The 13,331-nt window shown below is 66.9% G+C and carries 8 protein-coding genes; 5 read left to right on the top strand and 3 right to left on the bottom strand.

The annotated features are described in order from the left end of the window. Nucleotides 1–21 precede the first annotated feature (21 nt). A complete protein-coding gene (locus SGFS_RS08625) occupies nucleotides 22–915 on the bottom strand; it encodes a ribosome-inactivating family protein (protein ID WP_286249117.1) in 894 nt (297 codons plus the stop codon). 967 nt (nucleotides 916–1,882) lie between these two features. Here SGFS_RS08625 and SGFS_RS08620 point away from each other — a divergent pair. From SGFS_RS08620 to SGFS_RS08605, 4 genes are all read left to right on the top strand, one after another. Next, entirely contained in the window at nucleotides 1,883–3,322 is a 1,440-nt protein-coding gene (locus tag SGFS_RS08620) for an NF041680 family putative transposase (RefSeq protein ID WP_286249115.1), read from the top strand. 275 nt (nucleotides 3,323–3,597) lie between these two features. Further along, entirely contained in the window at nucleotides 3,598–5,088 is a 1,491-nt protein-coding gene (locus SGFS_RS08615; protein ID WP_286249113.1) for an APC family permease, read from the top strand. Continuing rightward, nucleotides 5,085–6,377 (top strand): flavin monoamine oxidase family protein, encoded by a 1,293-nt coding sequence (locus SGFS_RS08610; RefSeq protein ID WP_286249111.1) that lies wholly within the window; start codon nucleotides 5,085–5,087, stop codon nucleotides 6,375–6,377. The genes SGFS_RS08615 and SGFS_RS08610 overlap by 4 nt, the downstream gene beginning before the upstream one ends. A gap of 144 nt (nucleotides 6,378–6,521) precedes the next feature. After that, nucleotides 6,522–8,828: a SpoIIE family protein phosphatase gene (locus SGFS_RS08605; RefSeq protein WP_286249109.1), complete on the top strand. Its 2,307-nt coding sequence runs from the start codon at nucleotides 6,522–6,524 to the stop codon at nucleotides 8,826–8,828. A gap of 24 nt (nucleotides 8,829–8,852) precedes the next feature. Here the strand turns inward: SGFS_RS08605 and SGFS_RS08600 are convergent, their stop codons facing one another. Next, nucleotides 8,853–9,605, bottom strand: a complete 753-nt coding sequence (locus tag SGFS_RS08600; RefSeq protein WP_286249107.1) for a DsbA family oxidoreductase — start codon at nucleotides 9,603–9,605, stop codon at nucleotides 8,853–8,855. Further along, nucleotides 9,602–11,953 carry a xanthine dehydrogenase family protein molybdopterin-binding subunit gene (locus SGFS_RS08595; protein WP_286249105.1) on the bottom strand — a complete coding sequence of 784 codons (2,352 nt, stop codon included), beginning with the start codon at nucleotides 11,951–11,953 and terminating at the stop codon, nucleotides 9,602–9,604. The genes SGFS_RS08600 and SGFS_RS08595 overlap by 4 nt, the downstream gene beginning before the upstream one ends. 230 nt (nucleotides 11,954–12,183) lie before the next feature. On the opposite strand from SGFS_RS08595, the gene SGFS_RS08590 reads away from it, so the two are divergent. Further along, entirely contained in the window at nucleotides 12,184–13,254 is a 1,071-nt protein-coding gene (locus tag SGFS_RS08590; RefSeq protein WP_286249102.1) for an alpha/beta hydrolase family protein, read from the top strand. Nucleotides 13,255–13,331: the final 77 nt, after the last annotated feature.

Below are 13,331 nucleotides of genomic sequence, written 5' to 3'. Positions count from 1 at the left end.
TCTACCGGCCGGGCCGGGGCGTCACTTGATAGGGCTGAAGAGCGCTATCGCGAGCACCAAGGTGAGCACATTCCTGGGAGTGAAGATTTGGAGTTTGTCCAGCATGCTCTTGTGCCGGCGCATGAGTTCCTGGGTGAGCTGGTCGTTCGGGTTGTTGACCTCACGGTTGGCGATCTCGGACATGGGGTCCCAGCTGTTCTCGAGGTCCAGGATGTGCCCCTCCGGAAGCGCCGCCTCGGTGGTGTAGGTGTTGCGGAACAGGTTTTCGATCGGGCGGAACCGGGCGGCCTCGGAGATCGCCTGGATGAGAATGATCAGGCCGCGGGCCTGCTGGGCTGCGCTGGACCCGCTCCTGGACAGGTCGCGGACCGCCTGCCGGGCCGAGTTGGGAGAGAGCGGGATGTTCGCGCGGTCGCCGGCCCGGCGCTCCAGATCGATGTAGCTGCCGTTGAAGGGGGTGTCGAGCGCAGTGACATCCGTACCGAGGGGGGGAGTGCCAGCCTCGAGCCGGTTGTAGATGTTCTCGTTCTGGTTGAGCCAGCCGACGACGAACAGGTCGCTGGCGCGGATGAGCACCCGGATTCGGTTCGGGGTGCTCGTTCCCTCGTCCTGCACGCTGATGTTGACGCTGAAGAATTCGTTGCGGGCCTCGGGACGCGTACGGTGCGTGTTGTCGTGCAGGAATGTGCTGTTCGACGCGCGCTGCCGTACGGCGTTGAGCATGCTGGTGTAGCGGGACGCGCCGGCGTTTCCGTTGCCGATGTCCCAGGCGACATCCTCGAGGAATTTGGTTTCACCTGGTGACGACGTGGCCTGGGGTGCCACATTGTCGTCGGCCGCACTGGCCCTCTCCTGGAACTGCGGGGCCACAAGGGCGGCGCCGCCCAGCAGCGTGGCGACGGCGAGGAAGATCACCAGGAACTTGCCTTTAAACCATCGGGAACCGCGCCTGTGCCCGCGGCTGCCCGCCCTCGGCGGCGGGGCTGAATCGGAGACCGAGTGCATGTGCGTGTGCCCTTTCTCTGCCGACGTACCGTCCTGCCCCAGCGGATCCGCGGACCGCCCCGTTCGGAAAGAGCGCTTGCGGGGTGCGCGCGGGCATGTCGTCCGTATGCCGCCCTGAATGCCCCAGGCAGGAGGGTTCTGGGCGTCTCAGCTTTCACTCGGGCAGCTGACGTCACCAGAGTCAGATGTCCCAACCAATGAGTAACGAGAAAAGTTCGAGATGCATGCATCGGTTCGGTTCGTCGAGCCCCGCACGTACTGTGCACCGGCGCCGGGCGTGGCACCGTGGCGCAAGGCTGCGCCTGGTAGATCAGTTCTGGTGCCTTGGAGCGCACGATGAATCCGGCGCCAGACAGACGGTTCCGCAACTCGGCGAATCCGTTTTCGATCTCCCGCCGGGCCGTGTCCCGCTTCGTGGTGTAAGCGACCTTGCTCGACGCGTTCCGGTAAGCCGCACGTCAGCTACCCCATGGGACACGGCTCCCGGTCGATCAGCGCCTGGCTTGCCGTCAGCGCCATGCGCGGCCCCGATCCTCACCGATGCGGCAGTGACGTGCGGATTCCCACGCTTTGATCCGCTACACCGGAGCCTCCCACAACTGCTTGAAGCACAGGGCACCACCATCTCGCCGGCCTCCACCCCACCGACCGCCCTGGCAGCCCTTCGAGCCAGAGTGGCCGCCCAGAGCAGCCCCAACAGCAAGATCAAGACGACAGGTTAATGATCGGCAGGCCCTTAGCTTGGCGTTTATCATCCGCGGTCGAACATGGCCTCGAACTTGCTGACGATGTCGGCCGAGTGCCTGACGTGAGAGCGGCCTTCGCCTGATCCTGTGCTCCGTCACAGAGGCACTTGACCAGTACGAAGGCCGTAGCGATGAGTCTGCTGCAGAGGGATGTCCCGCGGGATGCTTTTTCCGAACTGTCATGCTTCCGGACGGAGTTCTATGCCTGTCTGACCCAGAGGCCCGACGCCTTGTTCGAGCTGAGTGACGCCTTGCTGTGTGCGGACGGCCCGGTGAAGACGTTGGTCGAGCTGTCTCTGGCGCCTGAGCACCAGCGTGGGCATGGCGCGTTGTACGGCGGGTTGAACCGCGGACACCTGGAGCTGTCCCGGCTGCGCAGGGCGCTGGCGGGGCTGCCGCTTCCCCGGACGGCGGAGGGCCGGCTGGTCCTGGCGGTCGACGTCAGCAACTGGCTGCGGCCGGATGCGAATACGAGCCCGGACCGGCTGTTCTGTCACACGTATGGTCGGGGCAGGGGCTCGGCCCAGATGATCCCCGGGTGGCCCTACTCCTTCATTGCCGCTCTGGAGCCGGGGCGGACGTCGTGGACTGCCGTGCTGGACGTGGTCCGGTTGCGTCCGTGGAACGACGCGCTCGCCGTCACCGCCGCCCAGGTCCGGGAGGTGTTCCAGCGGCTGTATGTGGCAGGCCAGTGGCAGATCGGTGACCCGCCCGTCCTGATCGTCGTCGATGCCGGCTATGACGTGACCCGCCTGGCTTTCCTGTTAGCGGATCTGCCCGTTGAGCTGCTGGGACGGATGCGTTCGGACCGCGTCCTGTACTTCCCGCCCCCGCCGCAGCCGACAGGCAAAGTCGGGCGCAAGCCCAAGCGCGGGGCGGAGTTCGCGTTCGAGGTCGCGGCCACTTGGCCTGTCCCGTCCGTCACCACGGAGACCGACACCACCCACTACGGGAAGGCCGTCGCCACAGCTTGGGACCGGCTGCACCCGCTGCTGGTCCGACGCTTGGCCTGGGCCGACCACCCCGAAGGAGAGTTGCCGGTCATCGAAGGCACCGTCATCCGTCTTCAGGTCGACCACCTCCGCGGCGAGCGCAGTCCCAGGCCCATCTGGCTGTGGTGGTCGGCCACGGCTGCTTCTGCCCGGGATGTGGACCGGCTCTGGCAGGCGTTCCTGCGGAGATTCGATCTCGAGCACACCTTCAGGATGTTCAAGCAAACACTGGGGTGGACCACGCCCAAACTCCGCGAACCGGCCGCCGCCGACCGCTGGACCTGGCTCGTCATTGCCGCCCACACGCAACTTCGCCTTGCCCGGCCCCTCGCAGAAGATCTTCGTAAACCCTGGGAACGGCCCGCACGTCAAGGGCGCCTCACACCAGCACGTGTCCGCCGAGGATTTCGCCGCCTCCACGGGAAAACCCCTCAGCCGGCCAGAGCACCGAAACCCAGCACCGCAGGCCCCGGTCGGCCAACCGGCATGAAGAACAAGCACCGCGCACGCGAGCACCCCGTCGGTAAACAGGACAAACCAAGCCTCGCTGCAGCCATCACACGCAGCAGAGCTGCATAAACGCCAAGCTTAGGGCGCCTCGAAGATCCGTACCGCAAAGCCCGCGCAATGGTCACCTTCGGCAGCCCCTCACGGTCTGCCCATGGCCGACGCAACCACGGGGCGCCCGCTGATGCTCGCGCCTTGGGACCCAGGCTGATCCGCCGCCCACATGCCGAGGAGGGGCGCCCGGTGTGCTCTCCATTGTGTCGACAGCCACAAACCGATGGCCGGATCTATACGGATGGCGTAAATGCCATCGGGCCGGATGCCCCCGATATTTACCCGCATCACACATGTGGTGCGGGCAACAAGCGCACAAGCGTCCATCAGGAGAAATCATGGTAATGAACGAGGCGGAACCGGGATCGCCCGGAACCGCGCACCCGGAGACTCCGCAGGACGGGCTTGACGGCCTCAGGTCGGCCACCCTCACGATGAACCAAGCCCTCGGCCTCGCCGTGGTGGTCTTCAGCCCCGTTCTGACCGCGGCGACGGTCGGTGTCTTCATGGGGGGTGTCGCCGGCAGTTCGGGCTGGCTGTCCGCCGCAGCCGGAGCACTGGTGATGGTCTGCATCGGCGTGGCCATCGTGCCCTTCGCCCAGCGCCACGTGGTCTCCGGGGCTTTGTACTCCTACATCGGCCACGTATTCGGAGGCGGCGCCAAGTTCGTGGCGGGGGCGTCCCTGGCCGTCGGATACGTGGTCGGCCTGATGGTCATGCTGGGCGTTCTCGGACTCTACGTCGGAAGCATGCTCACCTCCGTGTTCGGAGTGTCCGGTGCCAACGGGTTCACCGGGCAGGTGATCATCTATGCGGTCGCCATCACAGCAGCGGGAATTCTCGCTTACCGGAGTCTCGACGCCTCGGCGAAGCTGAGCATCGGGTTGCTGTTCCTCTCGTGTCCGGTGGTCCTGGCCGTCCTGATCGGAAACCTCTTCTCCGACGGGTTCGACTTCGCGGGACAGTTCGCCTTCAGTGACTTCTCGTTCAGTGGATTTACCTTGGGCCTCGTCCTGAGCACGACGTTCCTTGTCGGTTTCGAGAGCAGCGCGGCGACCGCGCTGGAGACGAAGGATCCGATCCGCACGGTGCCTCGCATCATCATCCTGGTGCCCTTCATCGTCGGCGGGATAGCCGTACTCGGAACCCTGCTCACGGTTCCCTCCCTGGGTGCCATCGGAGACCAGCTTGCCGCCGGGGAGTCACCGATCGCCGCCATGGCCCGTCACTCGGGTCTCGGGTTCCTCGCTGAGGCCTCTGACATCGCCCTCGTCGTCACCTCGTTCTCCGTTCTCGTCGGTTTCATGAACTACGCCCCGCGGGTGTGGGCGACCATGGCCAACGACGGTCTCCTGCCCAAGGCCATCGGCCGCGTGGCGCCACGCACCCAGACCCCTGGTACAGCCATTGCCGTCATGTGCGTCCCGGCTCTGGCCTTTCCCGTCGCTCTGATCGCGATAACAGACGCCAGCCCGCTGGAGATGTACCAGTACCTGGCCACCCTCTTCCCCTACCTCTGGGTCATCCCCTACATCCTCATTTGCACCGGAGCGATCGTCGTCCTCCGGCGCAACGGCGAACTGACCGTGGTCAAGACGATCGCGTGTCTCATCGGGGCGGCGGCCACGGGCTGGCTCTACCTCAACTCGATCGTCAACCCCACGGGGACGACACTGGATGACATGACATGGGTAGCGCCTGTGTCGATCGTGGCCATGATGATCATCATGGGAGCGCGGCGTCTGGTGTCGCGCTCCGGCGAACAGGCCGAGGAGGGCCGATGACCTACGACACCATCGTCGTCGGAGGGGGCTTCGCTGGCCTCAGGTGTGCCCGGGACCTCACCGCAGCAGGCCAGTCGGTGCTTCTGCTGGAGGGTGGTGAGCGCCTGGGCGGCCGGGCGTACCGCCGACGCTCGGCCACGTCCCCCAGCCTGGACGTGGAGATCGGCGGCGCGTACATCCATCGTCATCACCACCCCCGGCTGGCGGCGGAACTCGACAAGTACCGTGTCAGGACGGAGCCTGCCCCCGAGGCGACGGTCTTCCGTAACCGCCTGGGTCCCGGCAGCCACGATTCGGCGTTCCCCATCCCCGTCGAGGAGGCTGCGGAGGCCGAGGCCGGTCTGTACCGCCTGCTGTCCGACGCGCACCGGATCGATGTCGAGGCAGGCCTTGACACGCAGGGGCTGGAGGACCTCGACGTCCCCCTCCTGACGTACATCGATTCCCTGAAGCTTCCTCCGGTCACGCGCCAGCTCGTGCTCTCGTGGGGCTGGAACATGATGGGTCAGCCGGTCACCGAGGCGTCGGCGCTCTGGGCCCTGCAGTTTGTCGCCGCACATGGGTACAGCGTGCTGGGTGTGGTTCTGTCCCTCGACGAGGTCATCAGCGACGGGACCACGGCGCTGGTCGAGGCGATGGCCGCCGAGGTGCCGGACATACGGATGCAAGCCGTGGTCGAATCCGTTCACCAAGGTGCCAGGAGTGCCGAGGTCGTCGTCCGCGGGGGCGAGGTTCTGGTCGCCCGCGACGTGGTCATAGCCACCCCTCTGAACACTTGGCGCACCATCCGATTCGATCCGCCGCTCCCGCCGGACCGGGCCTCGGTGGTGGCGGAGGGACACGGCTGTCGAGGACTGAAGATCCTCGTCCAGGTCACGGGTGCGCCAGAAGGCATCTCCTGCACCGGCGACGGCGTCTTCCCCACCCTTTACGACTACATGCCCGCCGAGGACGGGGGGCGCATCCTGGTCGCTTTCACGGATTGCAGTTCTTTCGACCCCACCGACCGGGAGGCGGTCGAGGCGGCCGTCCACCACTATCTGCCAGAGGTTACGGTCGTCGGCGTCGACTGCCACGACTGGTCGAGCGACCCGCTGTTCCTCGGGGCGTGGGTATCACCGAAGGTGGGTCAGTTCAGCAAGGTACACAAGGCCCTCGGTGAGTCCTACGGCTCCGTGCACTTCGCCGGCTCCGATGTCTCCCTGCGCTTCCCGGGCTATCTCGAGGGCGCGCTCGAAACCGCCGACCGGGTGGTGGAGGAGATCCTGCGGAAGCGGCAGGACCACTGACACTCCTTGACGTTCGAACGGAAAGCCGTTTGGCGAGGTCGCGTCACGCGACCTCGCCAAACGGCACCGGCGCCGCCTGTTAGGTCATATTGTTATGGAATGTGCTCCAATGTCGGATCCCCAACCGCACAGGATCCCTTCGGCATGGCTGCGGCGGCGACACTGGTCCTGGACGCAGAACGAAGAATCATCGGATGGAGTCCGGCGGCCGAGGAACTGTTCGGCTACAGGTCGGACGAGGCTCTGGGCCGCGATGTCGGAGTCCTCCTGGGCGACGGCATGCGGCTCGTCGGCGGTGAGGAGTCGCAGCAGACGCACGGGGTCCGGTGCGCGTCCCGTCGGGACGGTGAGGTTGTCCGCGTCGGCGTCACGCTCACTCCGATGGCCTCCAGCGCACAGGGACCCGCATGGCTGCTCGCCGCGGCGAAGACACCCCAGCTCAGTCAGTGGGCCACTGGGCAGGCGCTGCTGACCGGACTGACCGCCCAGTCACCCGTCATGATCGCCGTGTACGACCCTCAGGCGCGGGTGGCATGGTTCAACGCAGCTGTGGAGAAGCACTTCGGCTGGACTGTCGATGAAATCAGCGGACGGTACATCAGGGATCTGCTTCCGCAGGGCGAGGTCATCGACGAGGACGGGCAGCCAGTATCACCGCTGGAGAAGATCATTGAGCAGGTGCTGCGCACCGGGACGCCCGTAGCCGACGTCAGTTATCGCAGCTCCACTCGCATCGACCCCCATCACGAGCACATCTGGTCCTGCTCGTACTTCCGGATGCAGGACCCCGACGGCAAGATCCTCGGGGTGTGCGAGACGACCGTCGACGTCACCGACCGCTACGTGATGCGGCGGCGCCTTGCCATGCTGAGCCGCGCCGGAGGCACCATCGGACAGAGTCTGGACATCCTCCGTACGGCGAGTGACCTGGCCGATCTGGTCATCCCGGAGTTCGCTCACGCGGTCACAGTGGACTTGGCCGCACCGGTGCTCGCCGGCGGGGAACCTGGCAAGCGGAGCGGCACCGCAGCCTTCGACCTGCGACGTGTGGCAGAGCGGGCGCATGGCGACGGCAGAGCGGGGACCACCCTGCCGCGCCGGGTGGAGTATCCGCCGGACTCGCTGCAAGCCCGCTGCTTGAGCCAGGGCCGTCCAGTCGCGCGTGATCACGTGCTCGCCGTACCGATGCGAGCGCGCGGCGCCGTGCTCGGTCTGGTGATGTTCGAAAGGAGCCCATCGGAGGACCCGTTCGGTAACGACGAACTTGAGGTCGCCGATGAACTGGTGTCCCGTACGGCTGTCTGTGTGGACAATGGACGCCGCTATGCCCGTGAACACGATGCCGCTCTGACGCTCCAGCGCGCCCTTTTCCCGCTCAGCATCGCACAACCTCCGGCTGTAGCCATCGCCCACCGCTACCTGCCCGCGCCCGGGCAGATCGGGGTGGGTGGGGACTGGTACGACGTCATCCCACTCTCCGGGGCCCGTGTCGGACTGGTCGTGGGTGACGTGGTCGGGCACGGCATACACGCTGCGGCCACCATGGGACGTATACGGACCACGGTGGCGGCGCTCGCGGCTCTGGACCTATCCCCGGACGAGCTTCTCGCAAGGCTCGACGACCTGGTGGTTGCCCAGTCCCTGGGCGACGAGAAGGACCAGGCCGTGGCGACGACGTGTCTGTACGCCGTCTACGACCAGATCTCGGGGCGCTGCGCCGTCGCTCGTGCCGGCCATCTGCCACCGATAGTGGTGACACCCGACGGCCGGGCGGACATCGTCGACGTACCAGCAGGGCCGCCCCTGGGACTGGGAGGTCTGCCCTTCGAATGCTTCGAGTTCGACCTTGCCGAAGGCAGCCTCCTGGCCCTCTTCACCGACGGCCTGGTGGAGGCCTACGACCAGGACATCGACGTCGGTCTGCGCGGACTGCGCGATGCGCTCAGCGCATCTGCCCGCACGCTGGAGGAAACCTGCGACAGGGCGGTCTCTGCTGTGGTGCCGGGTTCCTCTCGGGACGACGCGGCCCTCCTGCTGGCCCACGTGCACCGGCTCAGCGACAGCCGGGTGGCCGGCTGGGACGTACTCGACGATCCCGCGAACGTTGCCCGGTGCCGGGCCCTGGCAATGGAGAAGGTGGCCGCATGGGACTTGGAGGAGACGGCGTTCGTCGTAGAACTGGTGGTGAGCGAGCTGGTGACCAACGCGCTCCGGTACGGCGGAGCTCCCGTGAGGCTGCGGCTCATCGTGGACCAGGCTCTGGGCCTGATCTGTGAAGTGTCGGACGGCAGCCATACCTCCCCCCACCTGAGGCGGGTCGGGTACGAGGAGGAGGGCGGACGCGGACTGTTCCTCGTCGCCCAGCTCACGGAACGCTGGGGAACCCGATACGGCCCGAGCGGGAAGACGATCTGGTGCGCGGTGCCGTTCGATGGGCCCAAGTCGCTCTAGGTCTTCTGAGCCGGACGTCGTTGTTCAGTCGACCTGCGGCCCGGCAGCGACGAGTCCCAGTACGTCGTCCGCCCAGCCCGGGTCGTAGCGCTCGAACCGTGGAAAACCGTGTCCCGGCCGCCCCGTCCAGTGGTAGTCGACCCCAGGATTGTGCGCGGAATACCGGTGTTGCACAAAGAGGTGGGGACTGCCTTGCACAGAAGGGCCTTGGGCGGTCCTCCAGTGCTCGAAAACGGCCCGCTGGCCCGCACCCTGCTTCAAGGCCCGTTCAAGCGCCGCAAGGTCGACAGAGGGACACCGGTCAGCCGCGGCCAGTATCTCGGCGTGGACGCTGATGCACCGGTTCTCCCGGTAGAACGCCTCGCGGAGCGCCGCGTCCAGTTCGTCGCTCGCGCGCAATCCTCCCACTCCGGGGTCTTTGGCCGCCTGGACCGCGGCCATGGCCGGGAGGGTGGTGACGGCATAGGCCGCCTCAGGCTCCTGCCACAGCCGCCAGCCGACTTCGGGGACGAGGCCCGCGATCGCGACGATCTCCATGTCGAGGACCGGTTTCGGTGTCGGGCGCTGGTTGAACAGCTCCAGTGGGAATGCGCGGTGGTCGATGAAGAGCGGCACGCCCACGTCGACCGCCCTGGAACGAAGCACATGCACAGCCAGCGAGGCCCAGGGACAGCCGATGTCGGACCAGACGGTGACCACCCTCGGGTCATGCGCCACCACGTCGGAGACGTCCCTCGGGAGGTCTCCTTCCCAGAGCCCCGGCACCTCGCCGTTCACCGCTCACCGGCTTCACGGCTGAGCTCGAACAGGTCCTGCGGGTGGACCGGGATGCGCCGCACGCGGAACTCGCCGCCCAGCGCGTCGTCGATGGCCCCGGCCACTGCGGCTCCCACCGCGATCAGCCCCACCTCTCCGAGACCCTTGGCGCCCAGCGGGTTGTCCGGAGTGGGGGCGTCCTCCGTGACGAAGAACTGCACGGACGGCACCTCTCCGGCTCCAGGCAGCAGGTAGTCCATGAACGAGGTCGACAGCGGCTGCCCCTGTTCGTCGTACTGGAACTCCTCGAACAGCGCGCCGCCGATGCCCTGAGCCGCAGCACCGATGATCTGCCCCTCAGTGGTGAGCGGATTGATCATCTTTCCCGCTTCGGTACTCACGAAGAACCGGCGAATGGTATGCCCACCGGTCGTCGGGTCGATCTCCAGCTGGACGAGGGTGATGCCGTACGGGTAATTCATGTGCTCGTCGAGGTAGACCGCCGAGGCATGCAAACCGGGTTCGTCTCCGACGGCGCGGGCACTCCAGCCGTCCCAGCGCTCTGCGATCTGGGCGAGCGTGAGGTACTGGTCCGGCTTGCCGACGACCTCGATCCTGCCGCTCGTCGCCTGAAGCTCCGTGGTGTCCACCTCCAACAGCCGGCCAGCCACGCGCACAGCCTTGGCCAGGGCTTTCTGGGCCGCGGCGCGAGCCGCGCCTCCGGCGAGGACCGTGGAACGGCTGGACCAGGAGCCGACCCCGTCGGGCACCAGATCCGTGTCGCCGTGCATGACGTCGATGTCCTGCGGGTCGACGCCGAGCTCGTCGGCCACGATCTGGGCCAGCACCGTCTCGATGCCCTGGCCCACCGAGGACGCTCCCGTCAGGACCCGGACCCGCCCCGTGCCGTCGACCTCCACGTCGGCGGTTTCGTACAGGCCGAGGCCCGCCTTGTCCATGAGGAGGCCGATCCCGTTGCCGACGATCCGTCCCTCCTCTCTGAGCCGACGGGCCTCCTCCCGCCACGCCCCGTAGTCAGCCGCGTCGAGCGCCTTGCGCATGTGGTCGAGGACATCCCCGGAGTTGAACAGATAGGGCTCGAAGGCGATCTCAAGCCCCGGTTCCCAGGGCAGGTCGGAGGCAGTGAGCACATTCCTCAACCGCAGTTCGACAGGGTCGATCCCGATCTCTTGTGCAGCCAGGTCGAACAGTCGCTCGCGCGCGAAAGTGCCCTCGTACCGTCCCGGCGCACGGTAGGCGGCCAGGGGTGTCTTGTTGGTGATCACGGCATGCAGTTCCGCCCGGTAGGCAGGGATGCGGTACGGACCCACGACCATGCCCGCGGTGATGTCACTGACCAGCGGCTCAGCCTGACGCAGAAAGGCGCCGTGGTTGTGCCAGATCTCGTCGCGCAGCGCCAGCAGGCGCCCTTCGGCGTCGAACGCGCCCTCCATCCGGTGCACCTGCTCGCGGGCATGTGCGATCGCCACCATGTGCTCGACGCGGTCCTCGATCCACTTCACAGGACGGCCCAGCTTGCGTGCGGCGTGGGCGACGAGAAGGTGCTCGGCAAAGACGCCACCGCGGACGCCGAAGTTGCCCCCGATGTCGGTGTGCCGCATCCGGATGCTCGTCAGCGGCATCCCGAGCATACGGGCCATGATGCGACGGCAGTCGTGCACGTGGACCGCCCCCCACACCCACAGCTGGTCACGCCCCGGCACGGGCTCGACGACAAACCCGCGCGTCTCCATCGGGATGCCGCTGTGCCGCCCGATCCGGAACTCACCGCGCACCACATGGGCCGCCTCGGCGAAGGCCCGCTCGACCTGCCCGTACTCCTTGACGAAGGAAGCCGGCTCGTTCCCCAGCGCATGGAGGGACGCACCACCGCTTACGGCTTCCACCGGGTCGAGCACCACGGGCAGCTCCTCGTAGTCGACCTCGACGAGCTCGGCCGCGTCCTCGGCCAGGTACGGGTCCTCGGCGATGACCGCGGCCACCGGCTGACCCACGTAGAGGACCCTGTCGGTGGGCAGGACCGGATGACTGTACTCCTCGAGGTGGGGGAACAGGTCGTGGTAGCCCAGCTCCTCCAGCCGCACCGGGCCCAGCTCCCGCACATCCTCCCCGGTGAGCACCAGGTGCACTCCGGGAAGGATGCGCGCTGCCGACGCGTCGATCGAGGTGATCCGGGCGTGCGCGACGGAGGCGCGCACGACCCGCATGAACAGCTGGCCCGTGATGTCGATGTCGTCCACGAACGCGCCTTGGCCCCGCAGCAGGCGCGAGTCCTCGCGGCGTGGTGTGCGGGCGCCGACATGACGCCGGGGCTGCGGATCCATGCTCGAGGTGTTCGACAGACTCATGGAAGGCGCTCCTCCTGCGATATGGGATGACTCGATTATCGGAAGTGACGGCGGAGTGGGCCTTTTCGGAATCCGGACAGCTCGCGGCCAAGTTGTCAGGCAATTGCAGGATCGCCCGTGACGACGCAGCTCTGATACTGGCGCAGCGCCGTGCCACCGACGAGCACGGTCTACACGGCCTGCACACCTGAGCCCCGCCTCGGGAGGCAGGCAGGCGGAAGGACACCCTCGTGGCAGAGCTTGTCACCAACCCCACGCCGGAACAGGAGATGCTCAACTGGGGGCGTCTTCTCCTCGACGGGATTCCGTACGCGGACCTGGTCGCAGCTCGCGACAGGAGCGGCGACGTGTCGTGGTTCGACCACTGGATGGCCACTGCCGACCGCTACGAGCAGCTGGCTGACGCCGCCCTCCTCGCGGGACATCGCCGCACGGCGGCCGAACTGCTCCTGACGGGATCGCTGGCCGCGCAGTACGGCCAGTTCCTGTGGTTCGACGAGCGGCGACAGCGCGGGCAGGAGCGGAAGGCGGAACTGTACCGCCGCGCGGCGCCCCTGCTGGACCCGCCGGCGGAGCGGTTCGACCTGCCCATCGACGACACGTCCATCCCCGGCTACATCCGTGTCCCTCGGGGCGCCGAATCCCCCCAGCCGTGCGTCGTGCTTCTCGGCGGACTGGAGTCGACGAAGGAGGAGAGTTTCCGCTTCGAGGAACTCCTGCTGGAGCGAGGCATGGCGATCGCGACCTTCGACGGTCCCGGCCAGGGCGAGATGTTCCCCGAGACTCCGCTGCGAGGCGACTACGAGCGGTACACCTCGAAGGTGGTGGACGCTCTCGTGGCCGACCCTCGGATCGACTCGACACGCATTGCCGTACTCGGCCGTAGCCTCGGAGGCTATTACGCGCTGCGCAGTGCCAGCCTGGATCCCCGTTTTGTCGCCTGCGTGTCCTGGGGCGGGTTCGTCGACATGGACGGGTGGGACACCGAGACACCGATGACCAAGGCAAGCTGGCAGTACGTGAGCGCGATGAAGACCATGGACGAGGCACGCGAGTTCGTGTGCAAGAACCTCGACTCCCGGCCGGTGCTGCACCAGCTGAAGGTTCCGACCTACGTGCTGCACGGCTCCCTCGACGAGATACCCGACTCCGAGATCGACGTGCTGGTCGAGCACGCCGTGAACGCCCAGTTGGAGATCGACATCGAGCCGGAAGGCGACCACTGCTGCCACAACCTCGGCCCGGAGCCGCGGCTGCGGATGGCCGACTGGCTGGCGGACCGTCTGGGCACCACCTGCTGACGATCGGCAGGATCCATCACTAGGTCCGTTGCGCCAACCTGCCGGGTTGCGGCGGGCGGGTACGAAACGAGGTGATT

This window comes from Streptomyces graminofaciens, from assembly GCF_030294945.1.
Classification (GTDB): domain Bacteria; phylum Actinomycetota; class Actinomycetes; order Streptomycetales; family Streptomycetaceae; genus Streptomyces; species Streptomyces graminofaciens.
The sequence above is the reverse complement of the archived record's forward strand: the minus strand, read 5'-3'. Positions and strand labels throughout refer to the sequence as shown.

Excerpts from the sequence above, each read along its gene's own strand:
- SGFS_RS08595 (WP_286249105.1), bottom strand. The coding sequence starts at position 11,953 with ATGAGTCTGTCGAACACCTCGAGCATGGATCCGCAGCCCCGGCGTCAT.
- SGFS_RS08605 (WP_286249109.1), top strand. The coding sequence starts at position 6,522 with ATGGCTGCGGCGGCGACACTGGTCCTGGACGCAGAACGAAGAATCATC.
- SGFS_RS08615 (WP_286249113.1), top strand. The coding sequence starts at position 3,598 with ATGTGGTGCGGGCAACAAGCGCACAAGCGTCCATCAGGAGAAATCATG.
- SGFS_RS08610 (WP_286249111.1), top strand. The coding sequence starts at position 5,085 with ATGACCTACGACACCATCGTCGTCGGAGGGGGCTTCGCTGGCCTCAGG.
- SGFS_RS08620 (WP_286249115.1), top strand. The coding sequence starts at position 1,883 with ATGAGTCTGCTGCAGAGGGATGTCCCGCGGGATGCTTTTTCCGAACTG.